The 20,481-nt window shown below is 61.2% G+C and carries 22 protein-coding genes and 1 tRNA gene; 11 read left to right on the forward strand and 12 right to left on the reverse strand.

Going from position 1 to position 20,481, the window contains the following annotated elements; genetic code table 11:
* Positions 1 to 44: 44 nt before the first annotated feature.
* From BHC62_RS18965 to BHC62_RS18990, 6 genes are all read right to left on the reverse strand, one after another.
* Positions 45 to 935 carry a DMT family transporter gene (locus BHC62_RS18965; protein WP_070995791.1) on the reverse strand — a complete coding sequence of 297 codons (891 nt, stop codon included), beginning with the start codon at positions 933 to 935 and terminating at the stop codon, positions 45 to 47.
* A 175-nt stretch (positions 936 to 1,110) separates the two neighbouring features.
* Positions 1,111 to 3,678 (reverse strand): TonB-dependent receptor, encoded by a 2,568-nt coding sequence (locus tag BHC62_RS18970; protein ID WP_070995792.1) that lies wholly within the window; start codon positions 3,676 to 3,678, stop codon positions 1,111 to 1,113.
* A gap of 118 nt (positions 3,679 to 3,796) precedes the next feature.
* Complete coding sequence (locus BHC62_RS18975; protein WP_070995793.1) at positions 3,797 to 4,765, reverse strand: FecR domain-containing protein; 969 nt, start codon at positions 4,763 to 4,765, stop codon at positions 3,797 to 3,799.
* Complete coding sequence (locus BHC62_RS18980) at positions 4,762 to 5,301, reverse strand: RNA polymerase sigma factor (RefSeq protein WP_070995794.1); 540 nt, start codon at positions 5,299 to 5,301, stop codon at positions 4,762 to 4,764. Before BHC62_RS18980 ends, BHC62_RS18975 begins: the two co-directional genes overlap by 4 nt.
* A gap of 199 nt (positions 5,302 to 5,500) precedes the next feature.
* Positions 5,501 to 6,388, reverse strand: coding sequence for a dihydrodipicolinate synthase family protein (locus BHC62_RS18985; RefSeq protein WP_070995795.1), 888 nt, complete (start codon positions 6,386 to 6,388; stop codon positions 5,501 to 5,503).
* 25 nt (positions 6,389 to 6,413) lie between these two features.
* The gene (locus tag BHC62_RS18990; RefSeq protein ID WP_029299117.1) at positions 6,414 to 7,196 is read right to left on the reverse strand and encodes an aldolase; all 783 of its coding nucleotides are present in this window, start codon (positions 7,194 to 7,196) and stop codon (positions 6,414 to 6,416) included.
* Between the two features lie 157 nt (positions 7,197 to 7,353).
* On the opposite strand from BHC62_RS18990, the gene BHC62_RS18995 reads away from it, so the two are divergent.
* Positions 7,354 to 7,881 (forward strand): helix-turn-helix domain-containing protein, encoded by a 528-nt coding sequence (locus BHC62_RS18995; protein WP_029299116.1) that lies wholly within the window; start codon positions 7,354 to 7,356, stop codon positions 7,879 to 7,881.
* A 129-nt stretch (positions 7,882 to 8,010) separates the two neighbouring features.
* On the opposite strand, the gene BHC62_RS19000 is transcribed toward BHC62_RS18995, so the two are convergent.
* Positions 8,011 to 9,027, reverse strand: a complete 1,017-nt coding sequence (locus BHC62_RS19000; RefSeq protein ID WP_070995796.1) for a DUF4917 family protein — start codon at positions 9,025 to 9,027, stop codon at positions 8,011 to 8,013.
* A 126-nt stretch (positions 9,028 to 9,153) separates the two neighbouring features.
* Between BHC62_RS19000 and yiaY the strand changes: the two genes are divergently transcribed.
* The 6 genes from yiaY to BHC62_RS19030 all read left to right on the forward strand — a co-directional run bounded on the left by yiaY (position 9,154) and on the right by BHC62_RS19030 (position 15,636).
* Positions 9,154 to 10,302, forward strand: coding sequence for an L-threonine dehydrogenase (gene yiaY, locus BHC62_RS19005; protein WP_029299114.1), 1,149 nt, complete (start codon positions 9,154 to 9,156; stop codon positions 10,300 to 10,302).
* 91 nt (positions 10,303 to 10,393) lie between these two features.
* Positions 10,394 to 11,068, forward strand: a complete 675-nt coding sequence (locus tag BHC62_RS19010) for an NAD-dependent epimerase/dehydratase family protein (protein WP_070995797.1) — start codon at positions 10,394 to 10,396, stop codon at positions 11,066 to 11,068.
* The gene (locus BHC62_RS19015) at positions 11,068 to 11,985 is read left to right on the forward strand and encodes a LysR family transcriptional regulator (protein WP_029299111.1); all 918 of its coding nucleotides are present in this window, start codon (positions 11,068 to 11,070) and stop codon (positions 11,983 to 11,985) included. The genes BHC62_RS19010 and BHC62_RS19015 overlap by 1 nt, the downstream gene beginning before the upstream one ends.
* Before the next feature lie 130 nt (positions 11,986 to 12,115).
* On the forward strand, positions 12,116 to 13,309 hold the full coding sequence (locus BHC62_RS19020; protein ID WP_070995798.1) for a CaiB/BaiF CoA-transferase family protein: 1,194 nt from the start codon (positions 12,116 to 12,118) through the stop codon (positions 13,307 to 13,309).
* On the forward strand, positions 13,306 to 14,247 hold the full coding sequence (locus BHC62_RS19025; RefSeq protein ID WP_070995799.1) for a hydroxymethylglutaryl-CoA lyase: 942 nt from the start codon (positions 13,306 to 13,308) through the stop codon (positions 14,245 to 14,247). The genes BHC62_RS19020 and BHC62_RS19025 overlap by 4 nt, the downstream gene beginning before the upstream one ends.
* A gap of 60 nt (positions 14,248 to 14,307) precedes the next feature.
* Complete coding sequence (locus tag BHC62_RS19030; protein ID WP_029299108.1) at positions 14,308 to 15,636, forward strand: MFS transporter; 1,329 nt, start codon at positions 14,308 to 14,310, stop codon at positions 15,634 to 15,636.
* 4 nt (positions 15,637 to 15,640) lie between these two features.
* Here the strand turns inward: BHC62_RS19030 and BHC62_RS19035 are convergent, their stop codons facing one another.
* Positions 15,641 to 16,129, reverse strand: coding sequence for a DMT family transporter (locus BHC62_RS19035; RefSeq protein WP_029299107.1), 489 nt, complete (start codon positions 16,127 to 16,129; stop codon positions 15,641 to 15,643).
* Between the two features lie 77 nt (positions 16,130 to 16,206).
* Here BHC62_RS19035 and BHC62_RS19040 point away from each other — a divergent pair, with 77 nt between their 5' ends.
* From BHC62_RS19040 to BHC62_RS28620, 4 genes are all read left to right on the forward strand, one after another.
* Positions 16,207 to 17,124: a LysR family transcriptional regulator gene (locus tag BHC62_RS19040; RefSeq protein WP_237150445.1), complete on the forward strand. Its 918-nt coding sequence runs from the start codon at positions 16,207 to 16,209 to the stop codon at positions 17,122 to 17,124.
* A 65-nt stretch (positions 17,125 to 17,189) separates the two neighbouring features.
* Complete coding sequence (locus BHC62_RS19045; protein ID WP_029299105.1) at positions 17,190 to 17,831, forward strand: LysE family translocator; 642 nt, start codon at positions 17,190 to 17,192, stop codon at positions 17,829 to 17,831.
* A 118-nt stretch (positions 17,832 to 17,949) separates the two neighbouring features.
* Positions 17,950 to 18,477 (forward strand): DUF4142 domain-containing protein, encoded by a 528-nt coding sequence (locus BHC62_RS19050; protein WP_029299104.1) that lies wholly within the window; start codon positions 17,950 to 17,952, stop codon positions 18,475 to 18,477.
* A gap of 156 nt (positions 18,478 to 18,633) precedes the next feature.
* Positions 18,634 to 18,780: a hypothetical protein gene (locus BHC62_RS28620; protein WP_166647832.1), complete on the forward strand. Its 147-nt coding sequence runs from the start codon at positions 18,634 to 18,636 to the stop codon at positions 18,778 to 18,780.
* A 5-nt stretch (positions 18,781 to 18,785) separates the two neighbouring features.
* Here BHC62_RS28620 and BHC62_RS19055 read toward each other — a convergent pair whose 3' ends face one another.
* The 4 genes from BHC62_RS19055 to BHC62_RS19070 all read right to left on the reverse strand — a co-directional run bounded on the left by BHC62_RS19055 (position 18,786) and on the right by BHC62_RS19070 (position 20,349).
* The gene (locus BHC62_RS19055) at positions 18,786 to 19,286 is read right to left on the reverse strand and encodes a methylated-DNA--[protein]-cysteine S-methyltransferase (protein ID WP_029299103.1); all 501 of its coding nucleotides are present in this window, start codon (positions 19,284 to 19,286) and stop codon (positions 18,786 to 18,788) included.
* A gap of 102 nt (positions 19,287 to 19,388) precedes the next feature.
* Positions 19,389 to 19,799, reverse strand: coding sequence for a type II toxin-antitoxin system HicB family antitoxin (locus BHC62_RS19060; protein WP_070995801.1), 411 nt, complete (start codon positions 19,797 to 19,799; stop codon positions 19,389 to 19,391).
* A gap of 23 nt (positions 19,800 to 19,822) precedes the next feature.
* The gene (locus tag BHC62_RS19065; RefSeq protein WP_070995802.1) at positions 19,823 to 20,005 is read right to left on the reverse strand and encodes a type II toxin-antitoxin system HicA family toxin; all 183 of its coding nucleotides are present in this window, start codon (positions 20,003 to 20,005) and stop codon (positions 19,823 to 19,825) included.
* Positions 20,006 to 20,275: 270 nt separating this feature from the next.
* A tRNA-Gly gene (locus BHC62_RS19070) sits at positions 20,276 to 20,349 on the reverse strand.
* Positions 20,350 to 20,481 lie beyond the last annotated feature (132 nt).

The raw sequence follows: 20,481 nt of genomic DNA on the forward strand, positions 1-20,481 counted from the left end.
GGGCGGCTGAACCACCGCTATCGCGGGCAAGCCCGCTCCCACATTTAGAGTGTATGCGGCTTGGCCGGCTGCACAGCCGTCTTGCGCCCCAGCATCACCGTCACGATCACCCCGCAGGCAAACAGCCACGTAATCGGCTCGATGTGCTCACCAAAAAACAGCGCGGAAAAGGCGATGGTGAAGAAGATTTGCAGCAGCTGGATCTGGCTGACCCGCGCGATTCCGCCCATGGCCAGCCCGGCGTACCAGGCAAAGAACCCCAGGAACTGCGAAAACAGCGAGACGTAGCCAAACGCCCACCAGGTGCGGGCCGAAATCGCGCCTTCGTGTTGCAGCGCCAGGTACGCCACCGGCCCGATCAACAGCGGCGTCGACAGCACCAGTGCCCAGCAGATCACCTGCCAGCCGCCCATCTCCTTGGCCAACCGGCCGCCTTCGGCATAGCCCAGGCCACCCACGGCAATTGCCCCAAGCATCAGCAAATCACCGGCCTGGATGCTACCGGCGCCGCTGATCAGCGCATAACCAAGCACCAACGCACTGCCCAGCGCCGCGCAGGCCCAGAAGGCTTTTGATGGCCGTTCATGGGACAACCACGCCGCATACAGCGCCACGCACAGAGGTTGCAGGCCGTTGACCAGGGCGCCGTGGGAGGCGGGCAGGGTTTGCATGGCCCAGGCCGACAACACCGGGAAGCCGAGGATCACCCCGGCAATCACCAGGCTCAGGCCGCGTACCTGGCGCCAGGTCGGCCAGGCTTCGCGACGCCACAGCAACAGCAAGGCTGCCGGCACCGCCGCGAACAAGGCGCGGCCCAGGCCATTGAGCAAAGGATGGATTTCCTGCACCACGATGCGGGTAAAGGGCAGGGTCAGGCTGAAGATGATGACGCCGAGCAGGCCTAAGGCCATGCCGGTGTTTTCGCGCGAGTTCATGGGAGCAACCGGATCGGATGGGCTGGAAGAGGCTGCCCATCTAGCCACAAAGCCCGCACGGCGCGGGCTTACAGCTGGGTGCAGATTGAACCGTACAGTTCCCGTAGGAGCCGGCTTGCCACAACAGGCCTGTCTGCTTGGATTTATGCGTTTCGGCAAGCCGGCTCCTACAGCGTTAGAAGAACCGCGTTACGCTGATCTTGGCATTGCGTCCGACGCTGGTGGCGCTGTCGCCACTCAAGGCCGGCATGTAGCTGCGGTTGAACAGGTTGTCGACGGTGAAGTTGACTTCGGTCCCCTTGAGGTACGGCTGTTGCGGTGTCCATTTGGCGAACAGGCCCTGGGTGTCGTAGCTGGCGTTGGGGTACTGGTCGTAGAAGCTGTCGCCGAAGCCGCTGTTCAGGCCGCTTGAATATTTGTCGCTGGGCAGGCGATCGGTCTTGCGCACGAACTGGCCTTGCCAACCCACTTGTGCGTCCCAGGCAGGAATCTTGGTGCCCAGCATCGCGACCCATTTGGCCGGTGGAATGTCACGGGCCCACACGTGGATGTCGGTCGCCCACGGGTTGGTGTAGGGGTTTTCGCGTTTGCCGGTGGCCCATGAGTAGCTCAGGGAGCCGAACAGGTAAGTCGAGTCGTAGTAGCCTTCGAGCTCGAAGCCCTTGATGGTCATGCTGCCGACGTTGCGGTAGTTGGTCTTCGACGCTGCGTCGGTGCAGACCTTGGCGATGGAGCCTTCCATGTAGTTCTGTTGCTGGCAGCCGAGGCCGGTGGCCTTGAAAATTTCGTCTTCGATCTTGTTGTGGAACAGCGTGCTGCGCAGTTGCAGGCTGTCGCCGCTGGCAATCACGTTGGCGAAGTTGGTGATGTTGCCCACGGTGATGGCAGTGATGCGTTCCGGGTCGAGGTTGCGGCTGGTGGAGGTGCGGCTGCCCAGGCCTTGGACTTCGTATTGTTCGTCGATCACCGGCGCGCGCCAGGTCTTGCTCCAGTTGGCGAACATCACCACGTCCGGGGTGACCTTCCAGAACGCTGCCAGGCGCGGCGACCAGCCGGCATAGGTGCGGTCGCTGTAGTCGTGGCCGAAGGCCGGGTCGGGGTTGCTGTAGTACGGCGCGTCGTTGGCTTTGCCACGGTTGACCACGTGGTCATACCGCAGGGATGGGGTGATGGTCACGTCGCCCAGGGTTACGGCGTCCTGGATGTAGAACGCATGGGTGTCGACCTTGCCGTGGGGCATGAACGCCGGTTGGAAATGCCCGTAGTTGTACTCAGGCGTGTCGTACTTTTCACCGGGCATCCAGCTTTCGGTATCGCGGATGTGCTTGCGGATCTGCACGCCGGTGGTCAAGGCATGGTCCAGCGGGCCCGTGTTGAAGAGGCTGATGTTGCGCAGTTCGAGAATCTTGTCGGTGTAGGCGGTGTCCATCTTGCGCCCGCCCGTGGATAAGCTCGTCACGGCCGTGGCATCGCGTGTGTCGGTCTGGTCGGTGTTGGACTCCGAATAGCTGAGCTTCATGTCGATCAGCGGGTTACCCAGGGGCTGGTATTCGTACTTGCCCGACCAAGTGGTATCGACGGTGTGGCGGTTGGCCAGGAACCGTCTGACGGCAGCGTCATAGCCATAGCGGTCGATATCGGCCTTGCGCGGTGGCGATGGGTAACTCCTGGCCGAAAACGGCGTCCAGCGTTCGCTGTTGGCCCGGGAGTAGGAGAAACCGAGGCTGTGCTCATCGGTGAGGTACATGTTCAGTTTGAACAGTTGACCGTCCACATCTTGTGCGCTGTTGGGCAGGCGCTGCGGGTTGATCGGGTAGTCCTTGCTGTCGTAGTCGCGTTTGTCGGCCAGCTTCATGTCGCCGCCGTCGCGCTTGGTCAGGTAGGCCAGGGCGTCGATGCGACCGTCGTCGGTGCGGCCATACACGGCACCGCTGTAGACCTGTTCGTGGTCGTTGCTGGCATACCCATACTTGAGCATCGCACCGCTGTTGCGTCCGTCCTTGAGCAGGTCCGGCGCATCCTTGGTGACCATGTTGACCGTACCACCGAAGCCACCGTTGCCGGTGAAGGCCGAGTGCGGGCCTTTTTCCACCTCGACGCTCTTGATCATCTCGGGCTCGATAAACACGGTACCTTGCTGATAGCGCTCGAAACCGCTTTTGGCCGCGCCATCGACGGTCATCGGCACGTCTTCGGCCTCGCCCATCCCGCGAATGTTGATGATCTGTCCGCCAGGCTTCATCGAGCCGCCCATGGTCACGCCCGGCAGCGTCTGCACCAGGCTGGCGATGTTGTTGGGCTGCAGGCGGTCGATATCGGCCTGGGACAGGGTCGAGCGGCCGACGGTGCTGGCATCGACTTGGTTGCCGGTGCCGATCACGCTCAAGGCGTCCAACTGTACGCTGGTACTGTTGGTGGTGCGGCTTTCTTCGGGACGCACGACATAGGTGCTACCGACCTTGATCAGGGTGAACTCGCCGGTCTTAAGCAGGGTGCGGATCGCTACTTCGGGGGTGTAATCACCGTTGATCGCGGGTGCCTGGACATTTTTCAGCAGGTCCTCATCGAACAGCAGCTGGATTTTCGCCTGTTGCGCCACCTGGCTCAGGGATGTTGCCAGCGGTTGGGCCGGCAGTTGCAGTTTGAGCGACTCGGCCTGGGCCGTGAGGCTGACGGCCAGGCAGGCGGCGATGAGTGTCGGTCGAAGAGACAGGTGCAGGGCAAGGCAAGGCGCGCGAAACATGAAATCCCCCAAGGCGGCTAAATAGCCAAAAAAGGCATGCGTATCAAACGCAGACCGGAGGAAGACGCGGCAGGAAAAAAAATCCTCACATGCGAATGCAAAATATTCTCAAATGGCGCTACTTACGTGCTTCGATACGGACCCTGCCGTCGGCCAGGGGCACGGTTTTCACCGGCAGCAAGGCAGGCAGTGCGTTGAGCAGCGCGTCCGGGTCGTTGACATCGAGATTGCCGGAAACCTTCAGTTGCGCCACTGGGCCATCGGCCAACACCACGGCCTTGGGCCGATACAGGCTCAGCTCATCCAGCAGGCTGGCCAGCTCGCGGTTGCGAAAGGACAAGTGGCCGCTGCGCCAGTCGGCGACTTCGCCAGCGGCCAGGGTTTGCTGCTGCATGGAGCCCTTGGCGTAGCTGTAGGTCGCCCGTTGTTGAGCGCTGAGCAGCACGGCGCTGGCGTTCTGGTCGGGGGCGAAGGCGACGGTCCCGTGGGCCACGCTGACCACCAGTTGCTGCTGGCTGCGACGCACGTCAAACGCGGTGCCCACCACCCGCACGTCGGCCTCGCCCGCGCGCACGAACAGAGGCCGCTCCTTGTCGGGCGCCACCTCCACGTACAACTGGCCTTGGTCCAGGTGAATCACGCGGCGATGGGCATCGAAGTCCACCCGTAAGCGGGTGCTGGCGTTGACGTACAAGGTGCTGCCATCCGGCAGGTCCAGGGTGCGCATGCCTTTGGCCTGCGCCGCGACCTCGGTGTGATAGAGCCCACGCGGGGCCCCCAGGTTGCTGGCGAGTAAAGCGCAGACCAGCGCGGCAGCCACCGCCAGCGCCGGGCGCCAAGGCGCGGGTTTGCGCGTGGGCAGGGGCAGGGGTTTGTTCAGTTGCTGCAGTTCGCCAAGGTCGGCCCACAGCTGTTCGAATTCGGCGTAGGCGCGCGCATGGGCCGGCACGGCGTGCCAGGCGGCGAAGGCCTTGCGGTCCTGCGTGCCAACTTCGTTGCGATTGCGTGCAAACCAACTGGCTGCCTGGGCATCGATGGTGTCGTGCTCATCAATTCCGTGGCCGTCGCGGGTGCTCAAGCGGGTCATTCTGGCTGCTCCTTGCCCGGGTCTTTTTGAAGTCGCTGCTTGCAGTGCAGCAGGGCAAAGGCGATGTGCTTTTCCACCATGCTGATCGAAACGCCCATGCGCTCGGCGATCTGCGCCTGGCTCAGGCCTTCGAAGCGGTGCAGCATAAGGGCTTCTCGCCTGCGGGGCGAGAGTTCGGCGAGGACTTCTTTCAACTGTTCCAGGCGTTGGATGCGTTGAGCGGCGGCCATGGGATCGTTTTGCTCGTCGGTGACAGGCTCGGCGTCCCATTCGGCCTGTTGATGGTGGCCGCTGTGCCGCACCTTCTGTTTGCGCCAATGGTCACGCAACAGGTTGCGTGCCATCTGAAACAGAAAGGCCCGTGGCTGCTCGACCTTGGTCCGGTCGTTGTAGTCCAGCCATTGGGTAAAGACATCCTGGGTCATGTCCGCCGCGTCGCTGGCGTTGTCCGTGCGTTTGCGCAGGTAATGCAGGATGTCTGCATAAAACCCGCGAAAGGCGTCGGCCGACAACGGGTCGGGCTTGAAACGAGACATGGATATCCTTCTTGACGCAGCACGCTGCAGAAAAGTCGCGAATGATATCGAGAACTATTGCTATTTGTCTCCGTAAATTTAAAGACCCGTGCGATCCAATGTGGGAGCGGGCTTGCTCGCGAAAGCGGTGTATCAGTCGATAAATGTATTGGCTGATCGACCGCATTCGCGGGCAAGCCCGCTCCCACAGGGTTGTGGTTTAGCTCAACGAGCCCAGCAGTTTCTGCAACTGCGCGTGGCCCGCCATGTCCAGCGGGAACACCGGCAGTCGCGGATCACCCACCTCCAGCCCGGTCATGCGCAAACCTGCCTTGATCGTCGCCGGCAAGCCACCCTTGAGGATAAAGTCCAGCACCGGCAACTGACGATAGAACAGCTCCCGCGCTCGGTTGAGGTCATTGGCCAGTACCGCCTGGTACAGGTCCAGGTTGAGCTGTGGGATCAGGTTCGGCGCAGCGGTGCACCAACCCTTGGCCCCGGCGGCGAAGGCTTCCAGGGCCAGGGGGTTGCAGCCGTTGTAGAACGGCACCTGGCCTTCGCCCTGGCGGTACAGCTGGTGCATGCGCTGGATATCGCCGGTGCTCTCCTTGACCATCGTCACGTTATCAACGCTGTTGACGATCCGCAGGATCAGCTCCACGGACATATCCGTGCCGCTGGTGGCCGGGTTGTTGTAGAGCATGATCGGCACGCCGACGCTATCGCCAATGGCCGCGTAGTGCGCAAGGATCTGCGCTTCACTGAGCTTCCAGTAGGACGTCGGCAGCACCATCACCACATCAGCGCCCTCGGCTTCGGCAAAGCGCGCGCGGCGCACGGCCTTGGCGGTGGTCAGGTCGGACACGCTGACAATGGTCGGCACGCGCTTGGCGACCTTGCGGATACTGTAGGCACTGACTTCATCCCACTCGGCATCGCTCAGGTAGGCGCCTTCGCCGGTGCTGCCCAGCGGGGCGATGGCGTGCACGCCGCTGTCGATCAGGCGGTCGATGGAGCGGCCCAGGGCGTCGAGGTCAAGGGTGCTGCCGTCGGCGCTGAACGGGGTGATGGTGTAGCCGATAATGCCGTGAATAGTTGGGGTGGACATGGAATGTCTCCGGTCGAAAAAGGCTTCAGTTCAGGCAATCGGCGTGTTGGCGCAGGTTCTGCCGAGCGTAGTAGTTGAACGCGGCGCCGTGGCGCTTGGGCTTGGAGATCCAGTCATGGGCCTCGCGTCCCAACTGCGGCAGGATCGGCTTGACGGTACCGGCGGCCATGGCCAGCAATTGCAGTTTGGCCGCCCGTTCGATCAATTGCGCGATTACACAGGCTTCTTCGATGGTGCTTCCAGTGGACAACTGGCCGTGGTGAGACAGCAGGATGGCGCGCTTGTCGCCCAGGGCCTCGGTGATGATTTCGCCTTCTTCATTACCCACCGGCACACCCGGCCAGGCTTCGAGGAATGCGCAGTCTTCATACAGCGGGCACAGGTCCATGTGCGACACCTGCAGCGGCACTTCGAGCATCGACAGTGCGGCGATGTGGGTCGGATGGGTGTGGATGATGCAGTTCACGTCCGGCCGGCCACGATAGACCCAGCTGTGAAAACGGTTGGCCGGGTTGGGCATGCCGTGGCCTTCCAACACCTCCAGGTCTTCGTTGACCAGCAGCAGGTTGCTGGCAGTGATTTCATCGAAACCCAGGCCCAGTTGCTGGGTGTAGTAGGTGCCAGGCTGCGGGCCACGGGCGGTAATCTGCCCGGCCAGGCCCGAGTCGTGGCCGTTCTCGAACAGAATACGGCAGGTCAGGGCCAGCTTTTGCCGGTCGGTCCACGTATTATCCGCCAGGGTACTTTGCATCTGGGTCAGCGCTTGCTTGACCAGTTGGTCTTTGGGGAGTGCTAATGTCTTGGCCATATCGGTGTCCTTTGGGTGGTTCAATGGACGTCGATTTGCGGGTTCCCGCTGCTCGCAAGGTCGTTGGGTTCTGCAAATGACACTAAAGAGGCTATATGACACTTTGTGTCATTGGCAAGCAATAATCATCGCATCCTGCTTGGATTAAACGCTGCGCATGTCTATCCGTTTGAAATTATTGAGAAAAAAACTCGGGGTCACCTTGGAGGCATTGGCCGAAAAATCCGGGATGACCAAGAGTTACCTGTCCAAAGTCGAACGCGGCCTGAACACCCCGTCGATTGCCGCCGCGCTGAAACTGGCCAAGGCGTTGAACGTCAAGGTCGAAGAATTGTTCAGCGAAGACAGCGTCAGCCTCGACAGCTACAGCCTGGTGCGCAGCCATGAGCGGCCTGATACCTCGCCGGGTTATGCGGTACTGGCCCATCAGGTCAGCGAGCGCAGCCTGCTGCCGTTCATCATCTACCCGCCGTCGGAGTTCAGCGACAAGACCTTCAAGGAGCATGTGGGGGAGGAGTTTTTGTTTGTGCATGAAGGCCGGGTGGAAGTGGACTTCATGAGCGAGCGGGTGCTGCTGGAGCGCGGCGATGCGCTGCATTTCAATGCGCAAAAACCCCACCGGATCCGTTCAGTGGGTGAGGTGCAGGCGCAGTTGCTGGTGGTGGTACACAGCGCCGAAGAATAGGCCTGGAACGCGGTCAATGTAGGAGCTGGCTTGCCTGCGATAGCTGAGTGTCAGTCAACACATTCGGTGCTGACACACCGCGATCGCAGGCAAGCCAGCTCCCACATTTGATCGCTTTTGGTAATGGGATCAGTGCTCGACCGGCACCGACAATGCCGGCTTGCCCAGCGCATGGCTGCGCGCCGCAAAGAACCTGAGCTCCACCTCCATCCCCTCGAACAGCGCGGCATACCGCCGCTTCTGCTGCTGGATAAACCCGTCGCTGCGGCCAAACACCGAGATCGCCAGGGTCTTGACCCGCGACCGACGAATGGCCTCCACCAAGTGCCCGTCCTGTTCGCTCAGGTGATGGCCAAAGATGCACAGCGCGCCTGCCTGCCCCAGCAACTGTTCATAGCAGAACGACAGGTAATCCGAACTGCGAATGCTCTTGAGCTTCTCGCTGCTGGGGCCTTCGTTGATAAACAGCGGCACATCGTCGAGGGTCTTGATGGTGTTGTTGATGGCAAAGCTGCTGAGCAACGTGCTGTCGGTGGACGGCAATTTACGCGCCGAGCCGTCCAGGTTGCGCACCAGATGGAGGCCACCGTGCAGGTACAGAATGCGCGTCGCGGCGGTGGCGGTGTCGCGCAGGTCAAAGCGCGAGTCGGCGCCGCGAAACAGGTCGTCGATGCCCGGTGTGTGCAGGATCGACCAGTAGTTGAGCAGGTCGTAATTGCTGGTGAACACCGTCTTGTAGCTCGCCAGTTCCTGATTGATCGTGGCCAGGGTCGAGGGCTGCACCAGGCGCCAGGGGATATGCACGGCGTGGATGCTATTGATCAGCGCTTCCTTGATCGCGTAGTAGCGATTACGTGGCGCGGCGGAGCTGACGGCCAGGGCCTTGTTGACGCGGCTGGTGGTTTTCAGGGCGCCCAGCACCTGCTCGAAGCTACGGGTCTGCATCGCGTCAAACACGCTCAATTCGGAAGCGCCCAAGGGCTTCTCTTCGACGGTGCGCGCGTTTTCAAACAGCGAGTCGTAGGCAAAATCTTCCCATACCGCACGACTGGCACCGTTGCCGATCAGGATCGCGGAAAAGGCGGTGCTGCTGCGCAGTGCGGTCCAGTCTTCAAGGGCGGCGTCGATATCCTGGAAATCCTTCATTGCGGCGGGTCTACTCAAAAACGGCTGGGCGGTGACTTTATCACGGGCGGGCGTTGATCTTGGTCAAGATGCCGCAGGCGGGTGGGGTTGATGCTGTAGGCATCAACGTATCCCCGAGGGTTCACCATGAGCAGCACGTTCTTCATTCCCGCCGTCAACATCATGGGCATCGATTGCCTCGACGAAGCCATGAGCGCGATCCGCAACTACGGTTTTCGCAAGGCGCTGATCGTCACCGACGCCGGCCTGGCCAAGGCGGGCGTGGCCCGCATGATTGCCGAGAAACTGGCGATGCAGGACATCGATTCGGTGCTCTACGACGGCGCCAAACCCAACCCCAACGTGGAGAACGTCGAGAACGGTCTGGCGTTGTTGCAGGCCAGTGGCTGCGATTTCGTGGTGTCGTTGGGCGGCGGTTCGCCCCATGACTGCGCCAAGGGTATCGCCCTGTGTGCCACCAATGGCGGGCATATCGGCGACTACGAAGGTGTCGACCAATCGAGCAAGCCGCAACTGCCGCTGGTGGCCATCAACACCACCGCCGGTACTGCCAGCGAAATGACCCGTTTTTGCATCATCACCGACGAAACCCGCCACGTGAAAATGGCCATCGTCGACCGTAACGTCACGCCATTGCTGTCGGTCAACGACCCGGCGCTGATGGTCGCCATGCCCAAGGGCCTGACCGCCGCCACCGGTATGGACGCGCTGACCCACGCGATCGAAGCCTATGTATCTACTGCCGCCAACCCGATCACCGATGCGTGCGCGATCAAGGCGATCGAACTGATCAGCGCCAACCTGCGCCTGGCGGTGCGTGACGGCAGCGACATGGCGGCCCGGGAAAACATGGCCTACGCGCAATTTCTGGCGGGCATGGCCTTCAACAACGCCTCCCTGGGTTTTGTCCACGCTATGGCCCACCAGTTGGGCGGCCTTTACGACTTGCCCCATGGCGTGTGCAACGCGGTGTTGCTGCCCCACGTGCAAAGCTTCAATGCCAGCGTCAGCGCGGCGCGCCTGAGCGACGTCGGCCGCGCCCTGGGTGTGACCGACAAACACGCCAGCCCCGAAGAAGGCGCGCAGGCGGCCATCGCAGCGATCCGCTGCCTGTCCCAGGACGTTGAAATCCCGGCCGGCCTGCGTGAGCTGGGCGCCAAGCTGCAAGACATTCCGTTGCTGGCGACCAACGCCCTCAAGGACGCCTGCGGCCTGACCAACCCACGGCGCGCTGACCAGCGGCAGATCGAGGAGATTTTCCGCAGCGCGTTTTGAGTCGAGCAGTGGCAAGCTTCAAGCGACAAGCTGTTAATCTGAGCAGCTTGTACTGCTCTTAACTTGAAGCTTGCCACCGAGGCCCACCCTTATGAGAGTTCTGCTATTTGGCGCCACCGGCATGGTCGGCCAGGGCGTGTTGCGTGAGTGTCTGCTGGCCGCTGATGTGCAGGAAGTGGTGGCGGTGGGGCGCACGGCGTTGACCCAGGAGCATGGCAAGCTGCATCAGGTGTTACACGCCGATATGTTCGACTTCCAACCCTTGGAGCATTTGCTGCAAGGCTTTGATGCCTGCCTGTTTTGCCTGGGGGTGTCGTCGGTGGGTATGGATGAAGCCACCTACACCCGCCAGACCTACGACCTGACCCTGGTCGCCGCCAGCACCCTGGCGCGGCTTAATCCGCAGATGACCTTTGTGTATGTGTCCGGCACGGGCACCGACAGCTCCGAGCAGGGCAAGGTGATGTGGGCGCGGGTCAAGGGCAAGACCGAGAATGCCTTGCTGCGCCTGCCGTTCAAGGCGGTTTACCTGTTCCGTCCGGGGATCATCCAGCCGTTGCATGGCGTGCGTTCTAAAACCCCGCTTTACCAGACAATCTACAACCTGATCGGGCCGCTGCTGTCGTTGGTGCGTCGTGTGCGGCCGGCGTGGGTCGTGAGTACTGAGACCGTCGGACGGGCGATGCTGGCGGTGGTCCGGCATGGCGCGCCGCAAGCGGTGATCGAGCCCGCCGAGATCCACCGTCTGGCCGCTGAGCGTGTGTGATGTTGTCCAAAAGCCTGATCCGTCGCCTGGATCTGATCACCTTGCAGCTGTTCGTCGCCGTGTACGAGGAGGGCACGCTGACTCGCGCTGCAGCGCGTGAATCCATTGCCGTATCGGCCGCCAGCAAGCGTCTGGTGGATCTGGAAAAAATGCTGGGCCTGACATTGTTTGTGCGCCAGGCCAAGGGCATGAGCCTCACTGCGGCGGGTGAAACCTTGTTGCATCACGGCCGGCAGATGCTGTTCAACGTGCAGAAGATGGGCCTGGAATTGGGCGAACACAGCCATGGCGTGCGCGGGTATGTGCGGATGCTGGCCAACCTGTCGGCGATCATCCAGTTCCTGCCGGAAGATTTGCGCGACTTCACCGCGCTGCATCCGCAGCTCAAGACCGACCTTGAAGAACGCCCCAGCACGGGTGTGGTTCAGGGTGTGCTCGACGGTGTGGCGGACTTGGGGATCTGCTCCAGCGATACCGATACCAAGGGCTTGTTCAGCGTGACGTATCGCCGCGACAACCTGATGGTGCTGATGCCGATGGATCACCCGCTGGCCGACCGCGAGGGGTTGTCGTTCAGCGAAACCCTGGGCTGCGATTATGTCGGCCTGCATGTCGCCAGTTCGATCAATATGCGTACCCACGCAGCGGCGCGGGAGGCCGGCAAGATGCTGCACCTGCGCATCCATGTGCCGGGCTTCGATGCGATGTGCCGCATGGTCCAGGCCCATATGGGCATCGGCATCCTGCCGCAGAAAGCCTATGAATTGTTCGGGCGCTCGCTGGGCCTGCAGGCGGTCCCGCTGACGGATGAATGGGCGGTACGCCGTTTGGTCCTGGTGGTGCGCGATGAAGCCGCGCTGTCGCCGGTCAGCCGTTTATTGTTTGAATATCTACATGCCTCTGAGGGTGCGGTCTGACGGAATGGTCTGTCGGCTCGTTCCCTGGTCGTTCGTGTTTTGCGAACGCTCGTTGCCAATTGAAGGTTGGATTTACCCCTTCACCGTCCTCTAGCCTGGGTTCACATTCCAAGCACAAGAGGTACGCCCTATGACGGCTCCCCTGAGCGGTATCAAGGTAATCGAGATCGGCACGTTGATTGCTGCGCCATTCGCCGCCCGGTTGATGGCCGAGTTTGGTGCCGAGGTGATCAAGATCGAATCCATGGGCCAAGGCGACCCGCTTCGCAAATGGCGAAAGCTGCATCAGGGCACCTCGCTGTGGTGGTATCTGCAATCGCGCAACAAGAAATCTCTGGCCCTGGACCTCAAGTCAGCCGAAGGCCTGGCGCTGGTCAAGCAGTTGCTTGGCGATACCGATGTGCTGATCGAGAACCTGCGCCCTGGCGGCCTGGAGAAACTCGGCCTGGGCTGGGACGTGTTGCATGCCCTCAACCCCAGGCTGACCCTGGTACGCATCTCCGGCTACGGCCAGACCGGGCCTTATCGCGACCGCCCGGGTTTTGGTGCAATAGGTGAAGCCATGGGCGGGATTCGCTATACCACTGGCAACCCCGATTCACCGCCGGCCCGGGTCGGGGTCAGCCTCGGCGACTCCCTGGCTTCGTTGCACGGGGTGATCGGCGCCTTGATGTCGCTGCTGCGGGTCAAGACCGGGCAGGGCGATGGGCAGGTGGTGGACGTGTCTTTGGCTGAGAGTGTGTTCAACCTGATGGAAAGCCTGGTGCCGGAATACGACATGCTCGGCCATGTTCGTGAACGCAGCGGTGGCGCCTTGCCCGGTATTGCACCGTCCAATACTTACCTGACTGCCGACGGCGCCTACGTGGTGATCGCCGGTAACAGTGACCCCATCTACAAACGGCTGATGACTGCCATTGGCCGCATCGATCTGGCCGAGGACGAGGCCTTCGCCCATAACGACGGCCGTGCGGCGCAAAGCGGCCTGCTGGATGCGGCCATCACCCATTGGACCAGCAGCCTGCCCATCGAACGGGTGCTCGATGCCTTGCAGGCGGCCGAGGTGCCCGCCGGACGTATTTATTCGGTGGCTGATATCGTCGCCGATCCGCACTATCAGGCTCGGGGCATGCTGCTCAACGCCGAACTGCCTGGCGGGTTGACGGTGAAGATGCCGGGCATTGTGCCCAAACTCTCGCAAACCCCCGGCGCCGTGAACTGGCAAGGTCCCAGCCTGGGCCAGCACACCGATGAAATTCTCGGCGGCATGGGCCTGGCCGAGGCTGATATTCAGCGCCTGAAAAACGCGGGAGTAGTGCAATGATCGTTGATTATTCCGACCCACTGATTGTGCAGGAAGTCTCGCCCAGGGACGGCTTGCAAATCGAGCCGGGCTGGGTCGAGACCGCCGATAAAATCAGCCTGATCGACCAATTGTCCCAGGCCGGTTTTTCGCGCATCGAGGCCGGCTCCTTTGTCTCGCCCAAGGCTATTCCCGCACTGCGGGATGGCGAACAGGTATTCCAGGGGATTCGCCGTCGCACCGGGGTGATCTATGTGGCACTGATCCCCAACCTCAAGGGCGCCCAGCGTGCAGTTGCCTCTGGCGCGGATGAGTTGAACCTGGTGCTGTCCGCCAGCCAGACCCACAACCTGGCCAACATGCGCATGCGCTGCGAAGCCTCGCTGGCGGCCTTCGGCGAGGTGGTGAGTTTTGCCAGCGATTACCCGGTAAGCCTCAATGGCAGTATCGCCACCACCTTCGGTTGCCCGTTCGAAGGCAAGATCGACGAGGACCGTGTGCTGCACCTGGTGGACGCCTATCTCGAACTGGGCGTCCAGGGCATCACCCTGGCCGATACCACCGGCATGGCCAACCCGCGTCAGGTCCGGGGCCTGGTCAATCGTGTGTTGCAGCGTGTGCGCGCCAGCGATTTGACCCTGCATTTTCACAACACCCGTGGCCTGGGGTTGTGCAATGTACTGGCGGCCTACGAAGCCGGAGCCCGGCGTTTTGATGCGGCCCTCGGCGGGCTCGGCGGTTGCCCGTTTGCACCGGGGGCGTCGGGCAATATCTGCACCGAAGATTTGGTCAACCTGTGTGAAGAAGTTGGCATCCCCACCGGTATCGACTTGCCACATCTGTTGCAGATGTCCAGGCAATTACCGGCGCTGCTCGGCCATGAACTGCCTGGCCAGGTGGTCAAGGCCGGCCGCAACAGTGACCTGCATCCGCCCCCGGCGTATATCGCCACCCTGTGAGCCTCACCCAGACAACAAAAACAATTCGGACGCCTGTGGGCAGTCCCCCTGGAGAAACACATGAAGCCAAAGACTATGGAGGCCGGCGTACGCCCGGCCGTTGAGCCCGATGAAATGAAAGCCCTGGTCAATAAGGTCGCTTGGCGCCTGATGCCATTGATCATGGTGTGTTATCTGTTCGCGTTTTTTGACCGTATCAATATCAGCTTCGCCAAGTTCCAGTTGCAGGCCGATCTGGGGTTGAGCAACACCGCCTACGGCTTGGGCGCGGGGTTGTTTGTGATGGGCTATGTGATCTTCGAAGTGCCGAGCAACATGATGTTGTACCGGGTCGGTGCCCGACGTTGGATCGCCCGGATCATGGTGTCATGGGGCCTTGCCACGGCGGCCATGGTATTTGTGACGGCCGAGTGGCAGTTCTACACATTGCGCTTTCTGATCGGCGCCATGGAGGCGGGTTTTGCGCCGGGGGTGCTGTATTACCTGACCTTGTGGTTCCCCCAGGATTTCCGCGGGCGGATTACCTCAATGCTGTTCCTCGCCTCGGCGTTTGCCGGGTTGGTGGGCGCGCCGTTTTCCGGCCTGGTGCTGGAACACATGGATGGCGTGCTGCAACTGCGCGGCTGGCACTGGTTGTTCCTGCTCGGTGGCTTGCCTTGCGTGGTGCTGGCATGGATGGTTTTGACCCAGCTTAAGGACCGCATTGAAGATGCGCCATGGCTGAGCGCTGAAGAGAAAGCCCTGTTGTCGAGTCGCATCGCGGTGCATGAAGTTCACAAGAAAGGCTCATTGCTCCAGGCCCTGAAAATTCCCGGGTTCCTCACCCTGGGGTTGATCTACTTCTTGATCCAGGTGGCATCCTATGGCCTGAACTTCTGGGCGCCGCAACTGATCCGCAGCACTGGCGTCCAGAGTTCGGTCACCATCGGTTTTCTGACGGCGATTCCGTACGTCTGCGGGGCGATCAGCATGGTGGTGATCGGACGTTGGTCGGATGCAACCGGTGAGCGGCGCAAGTTTGTCAGCGGCCTGGTGGCGCTGGGTGCCGTGGGCTTCTTCTGCGCCGGGATCTTTGATGACCACACGACATTCCTGATCATCGCCCTGGGCCTGTTGGGCGCCGGTATTATCGCCTCGATCCCGACCTTCTGGACCTTGCCTCCCAAGCTACTGGCCGGTGCCGGCGCAGGTGCAGCGGGCGGGATTGCCTTGATCAATACCCTGGGCCAACTGGGCGGCATTGTCAGCCCGGTAATGGTCGGGCGCATCAAGGACATCACAGGCAGCACCACCCCGGCGCTGTATGTGATTGGTGTGTGCGCGTTGATTGCGGCGGCGCTGTTGCTCTGGGGCCTGCCACACCTATTGCGCACCTCCGACAAGCGCTGAACCCTCATCCCACGGCGGTCAACGCCCTGGTCGGTGCGGCACTGAACTGAATCAACGCTACCCCCCCGATCAACATCAGCACCCCGAGCAAACGGGGTGCTGTCAGTTGCCGCTCCACCAAGCCAAACAAGCCAAAGTGATCAAGTAACAACGAGGCGAGGACCTGCCCGCTCAGGGCCAGGGCGATAAATCCGGAGGCGCCGAGCTTGGGCAGCAGGACCAGGGCCAGGGAGATAAAACACACGCCGAATGCGCCGCCGGTCCACATCCACAGCGGGGCCTTGCTGATAAAACCCAGGCTTGGCAGCGGCAACCTTAACGCCAGAATTACCGGCAGCAACACCAGGATACTCACCAGCAGCGAGGCCAGGGTCGCCCACAGCGGATGCCCAAGGCCGCGCCCGAGGTTAGCGTTGATCGCGCTCTGAAACGGCACCACCGCCCCGGCAATCACCGCCAACAGTAACAAGCCCAGCCAATGCAACGTGGTCATGATCAATCTCCCAAAGGTTTTACTGGACTCTACGGTATTCGTCGCGCAGATTTAAATTCCAAGTTCTTATGCTAAACATGCACCATATGAATGATCTGCGCCGTATCGACCTCAACCTGCTGGTGATCCTTGACGCGTTGCTCAGCGAGCAGCACGTCACCCGCGCCGCCGAGCGCCTGCACCTGAGCCAGCCGGCGGTGAGCCATGCACTGGCGCGCTTGCGGGACCTGCTGGGCGACCCGTTGCTGGTGCGCCAGGGCAGTGGCCTGGTCGCCACCGCTCGTGCACTGGAACTGGCGGCGCCCTTGGCCGATGCGCTGGCCCAGGTGCAATCGCTGCTGGCGCCGAACCGTTTCGAACCGGCGTCGGCCAGGCGCACTTTTCGTTTGGCCATGTCCGATTATGGCGCGGCGCTATTGTTGCCTGGGTTGGCAAGGGCGCTGCGTGAGCAGGCGCCGGGGATTGACCTGGCCATCACCCACGCCAGTCGTGAGGGCATGCAAGAAGGGGTGCTCAGTGGCGAAATCGACTTGGCCGCCGGGGTCTTTCCCGACCTGCCAGCCGAGTTGCGCAGCACCCCATTGTTCCAAGAGCACTACGCCTGCCTGGTGGACCGCGATAGTTTGCCCGCCGATGGTGTGCTCGACTTACCCACCTACCTGGCGCGGCCCCATGTGTTGCTGGAAATGCGCGGCAGTGGCACCCCGGAAATCGAACGGGCGCTGACCGCGATCCGTGAGCGGCGGCATGTGGCGATCAGCCTGCCGCATTGGAGCGTCGCGCCGCAGTTGATCCAGGGCACCGACCTGATCCTTACCGTGTCCTCACAGGGGCTGCTGAATATCGATCCGCGGCATCTGCTGGTGGTACCGCCACCGTTTCATATTCCGTCCTTCGGTTTTGTACTGGCCTGGCATAAACGCCGCGGCGGGGACGGCGCGTTACAGTGGTTGATCGCGCAAGTGCAGGACGTGCTGGCCAGGCGTGGAACCTAGCATTGCAGTGTGGGGTGGATTGTGCACAATCGACGCGCCCCTACTATTTTCTGAGCGTGTTACCCATGACCTCATCATTGTTGTTTGCCGTCATTGCCTCGGGCTTTATCTACGGCATCACGCCGGGTCCAGGGGTGCTGGCGGTATTTGGCATTGGCGCCGCGCGCGGCCGGCGGGCCGGGGCCGGTTTTCTGTGCGGGCACCTGTTGGGCGATGTGGTGTGGTGCAGCACCGCGCTGGTGGCGATTGTCGGCGCGCGGGAAATCGGCAGCAGCGCGTTTGATGTGCTGGGTGTGCTCAGCGCCCTGTATCTGTTTTGGCTGGGCATTCGTGCGATTCGTACCCGCAACCGCAGCGACGAGTCGCCCCAGGGTGCAGCGCGCCAACCGTTCTGGCACGGCATCCTGTTTGGCCTGACCAACCCCAAGGCATATCCCGTGGCCGTGGCTACATTCACTGCGTTGCTGTCGAGCCGGGCCGAGTTGCTGACCTGGGGCATGTTGCCGTGGTTGATCGTCCTGAGCTTTTTTGGCGGCCTGCTGGCCTATGGGATCCTGATCGCAGTTGTCGGCGCGCGGCAGGTGCGTGCGGTGTATCAGCGCCATGAAGTGTTGATCACCAAGCTGTGTGGCGTGATGTTTATCGGCTTTGCGCTCAATGCCCTGGCCCATGCGTTGCCGGGCTTGCTGGGCAGTAAAACCGCCTGACGCCACACGACCGTTCGTCGCACCAACAAGTTTTTTCTAAACCTTTGCCGCCCTGAAAATTCAGATTCAGGGCGGGGCTCGTTCCCCGGCATGTATTTATTACCTGGAGGAACCCATCATGAGCCGCACGGCTATCCGGTTACGCACCGCCACTTTCGCGATGCTGCTGGGCCTCGGCGCCAGCAATGCGCTCGCCCAAGGGCCTGCCGAATTCATCGAACAAGCCTCGGCCAAAGGCATGGCTGATATCGAAACCAGCCGCATGGCCCACGCCAAGACTTCGTCCCAGGAAATCAAGGACTACACCATCGAGGTCATCAACGAACGCACCCTGGCCAACCAACATTTGGCGGCCATTGCGAAAAAACTCGACTTGCCGGTGGCGCCTCGCGACCAGATCGCCGACAAGGCCGAAACCCTGATGCCTGAACTGACCGATGGCGATTCGTTTGACGCCGCCTACACGGCCCAGCAGGTCAAGGCCAACGAAGATGCAATCGCCTTGTTCAAGCAGGAAGGCGCTGCGTCGGAGATCCCCGAAATCAAGGCATTGGTCGATGAGACCTTGCCCAAGCTGGAAACCCGCCTGGAAAAAGCCCGGGCGCTGGCATCGTCCTACGGCAAGAGTCGTCGCGGCGACGGTTGAGGGAGGTTGCGCTCCCGAGAACGGTGGTTGGATTGAACTCCAACCGCCGTTTTTTTATGCCGCTTGACCGTTCGGCGGGCCAACCGTGGGGGTATCGAACCCAGGCCCGGGCCGATGGGTCACTGTCTTATCACCCCGTTGAATGGACGCACGACCATGAACCTTACCCGTACCCTTTGCCTGGCCTGCTGCCTGGTACTCCTGCAGGGCTGCTTCGACAGCTCGAACAACGAAACCCAGGACAATACCGATGGCAGCAAATCATCGGTGCAAATGAAGGATTCCAAGGCCGACCAGCCATAGCGTCATCAAAACAGCGACCGGGTCGGCTCGCCGTCCTCCAGCGTGAGCAGGTACTGCTTGGCCTCCAGGCCACCGGCAAACCCGGTGAGCCGGCCCGACGCACCAATCACCCGATGGCAGGGCGCGACGATTGAAATCGGATTGCGCCCATTGGCGGCCCCCACCGCACGCACCGCTTTCGGGCTGCCAATCTGCGTGGCTATCTGGCTGTAGCTGCGGGTTTCGCCGAAGGGAATGGTCAACAGCGCGGCCCAGACTTTTTTCTGGAATTCGGTGCCTTCGAAGTCCAGTTCCAGATCGAAGCGGTCGCGGGTGCCGGCAAAATATTCATTCAACTGGCGTTCCGCTTGCAGCAGCGCTGGGCTGTCATCGACCTCCACCAACTCGCCCAGGCGCACCCGGTTGGCGCGCTCGGTTTCCCACAAGATGGCGGCGAGCTTGCCGTTGCGTGCGACCAGGGTCAATTGGCCGACGGGGGAGGGCATGAGTTTGTATTCACACGGCATGAGCGGGCTCCTTGTTGGGCGGACCATTTAGTGGACAGGTTGGCACTTTAGCGCTCATCGCAGCTGCGTGAACTACGTTTCTTGCGGTCAAATTCGGTAGTGTCACCGCTCTTGTTGCAGCACTTTCAGCGCTGCCGAAGCCAGGAACCCGGAGCGGCTTTTTTCTTCCGGGTGATGCAGCACGTATTCATCAATGCGGTTGAGCAGATAACCCGGCAAGGTGATGTTGAGTTTTTGCGCCTTGCCCAGGTACTTGGTCACATCAATGTCCACTACCGCCCAGATGCAGCCGGCGTACAGAGGGTTGGCCGCGTGGTGGGTGACTTTTTGCGCGCTGGGAATGGGCGCGCCATCCTCCGCCAGCAGCTCGAAGTGACCTTCTATGGCCTCCCGTGCCATGGCCATGGCGTCATCCAGGTCATCTCCGGCAGAGAAACACCCAGGAATGTCGGGGACTTCCACTCCCCAGGCGTGGTCGTCGTCACCCGTTGAAATTGCAATCGGATACAGCATGTTCGTGGTTCTCCCTGGAGCGCTCAACCGAGCAGAGCTTGTTTCAAAATGCTCTTGGCGGTCTTGTCCAACAGCTCTTTCCGGGGATGGGGAATGGTCACCAGCCCAGGCTTGATTGGATGTTTGAAATGATGATGGCTGCCCCTGACGCGTGCCAGATACCAGCCGTCTGCAACGATATGGCCTATCAAATATCGGCTATCCACATCACCTCCTTGTGGTGTGTTGGTAGTGACTATAACCACTGAAAAAAAATTATCAACACTCTACCTACCAAACGGCAGCGGCAGGTCGTGCAAGAAGTGTATGGGGGAACGCCGGGGCTGCCGGCTGGAGGTATTACACGGTTTTGCAGGTGGGGGCGGCTGAGCAGGCGGGGATTGATGGGTAAAATCCGGGCGTAAAAAAACCGGCTCCATGAGCCGGTTTTTTATCATTCCCCGCTAAAAACAATTTGGCGTGGGAACACAATGATGTGGAGCGGGTAGAGGGAATCGAACCCTCAACTAAAGCTTGGGAAGCTTTCGTTTTGCCACTAAACTATACCCGCTCAAAGCGGCTGACTTTGTACCAGATGTGCGCGGCGATTTGAAGTTTTTCTTTGAAAAATGTGCAAGTTGCGAGCGTCCGTCCAAACTTTCAGCCAACCCTGGGCAGCCACACAGCGTCATACCCGCCCAGG

The organism is Pseudomonas sp. 06C 126, from assembly GCF_001855215.1.
Lineage (GTDB): Bacteria > Pseudomonadota > Gammaproteobacteria > Pseudomonadales > Pseudomonadaceae > Aquipseudomonas > Aquipseudomonas proteolytica.

Bases quoted from the DNA above. Each gene is read 5' to 3' on its own strand.
- BHC62_RS19010 (WP_070995797.1), top strand. From the start codon at position 10,394: ATGAGAGTTCTGCTATTTGGCGCCACCGGCATGGTCGGCCAGGGCGTG.
- BHC62_RS19050 (WP_029299104.1), top strand. From the start codon at position 17,950: ATGAGCCGCACGGCTATCCGGTTACGCACCGCCACTTTCGCGATGCTG.
- BHC62_RS18975 (WP_070995793.1), bottom strand. From the start codon at position 4,765: ATGACCCGCTTGAGCACCCGCGACGGCCACGGAATTGATGAGCACGAC.
- BHC62_RS19045 (WP_029299105.1), top strand. From the start codon at position 17,190: ATGACCTCATCATTGTTGTTTGCCGTCATTGCCTCGGGCTTTATCTAC.
- BHC62_RS18965 (WP_070995791.1), bottom strand. From the start codon at position 935: ATGAACTCGCGCGAAAACACCGGCATGGCCTTAGGCCTGCTCGGCGTC.
- yiaY (WP_029299114.1), top strand. From the start codon at position 9,154: ATGAGCAGCACGTTCTTCATTCCCGCCGTCAACATCATGGGCATCGAT.
- BHC62_RS18985 (WP_070995795.1), bottom strand. From the start codon at position 6,388: ATGTCCACCCCAACTATTCACGGCATTATCGGCTACACCATCACCCCG.
- BHC62_RS18995 (WP_029299116.1), top strand. From the start codon at position 7,354: ATGTCTATCCGTTTGAAATTATTGAGAAAAAAACTCGGGGTCACCTTG.
- BHC62_RS19000 (WP_070995796.1), bottom strand. From the start codon at position 9,027: ATGAAGGATTTCCAGGATATCGACGCCGCCCTTGAAGACTGGACCGCA.
- BHC62_RS19025 (WP_070995799.1), top strand. From the start codon at position 13,306: ATGATCGTTGATTATTCCGACCCACTGATTGTGCAGGAAGTCTCGCCC.
- BHC62_RS19060 (WP_070995801.1), bottom strand. From the start codon at position 19,799: ATGCTGTATCCGATTGCAATTTCAACGGGTGACGACGACCACGCCTGG.
- BHC62_RS18980 (WP_070995794.1), bottom strand. From the start codon at position 5,301: ATGTCTCGTTTCAAGCCCGACCCGTTGTCGGCCGACGCCTTTCGCGGG.
- BHC62_RS19035 (WP_029299107.1), bottom strand. From the start codon at position 16,129: ATGACCACGTTGCATTGGCTGGGCTTGTTACTGTTGGCGGTGATTGCC.
- BHC62_RS28620 (WP_166647832.1), top strand. From the start codon at position 18,634: ATGAACCTTACCCGTACCCTTTGCCTGGCCTGCTGCCTGGTACTCCTG.
- BHC62_RS18970 (WP_070995792.1), bottom strand. From the start codon at position 3,678: ATGTTTCGCGCGCCTTGCCTTGCCCTGCACCTGTCTCTTCGACCGACA.
- BHC62_RS18990 (WP_029299117.1), bottom strand. From the start codon at position 7,196: ATGGCCAAGACATTAGCACTCCCCAAAGACCAACTGGTCAAGCAAGCG.
- BHC62_RS19030 (WP_029299108.1), top strand. From the start codon at position 14,308: ATGAAGCCAAAGACTATGGAGGCCGGCGTACGCCCGGCCGTTGAGCCC.
- BHC62_RS19015 (WP_029299111.1), top strand. From the start codon at position 11,068: ATGTTGTCCAAAAGCCTGATCCGTCGCCTGGATCTGATCACCTTGCAG.
- BHC62_RS19020 (WP_070995798.1), top strand. From the start codon at position 12,116: ATGACGGCTCCCCTGAGCGGTATCAAGGTAATCGAGATCGGCACGTTG.
- BHC62_RS19055 (WP_029299103.1), bottom strand. From the start codon at position 19,286: ATGCCGTGTGAATACAAACTCATGCCCTCCCCCGTCGGCCAATTGACC.
- BHC62_RS19040 (WP_237150445.1), top strand. From the start codon at position 16,207: ATGCACCATATGAATGATCTGCGCCGTATCGACCTCAACCTGCTGGTG.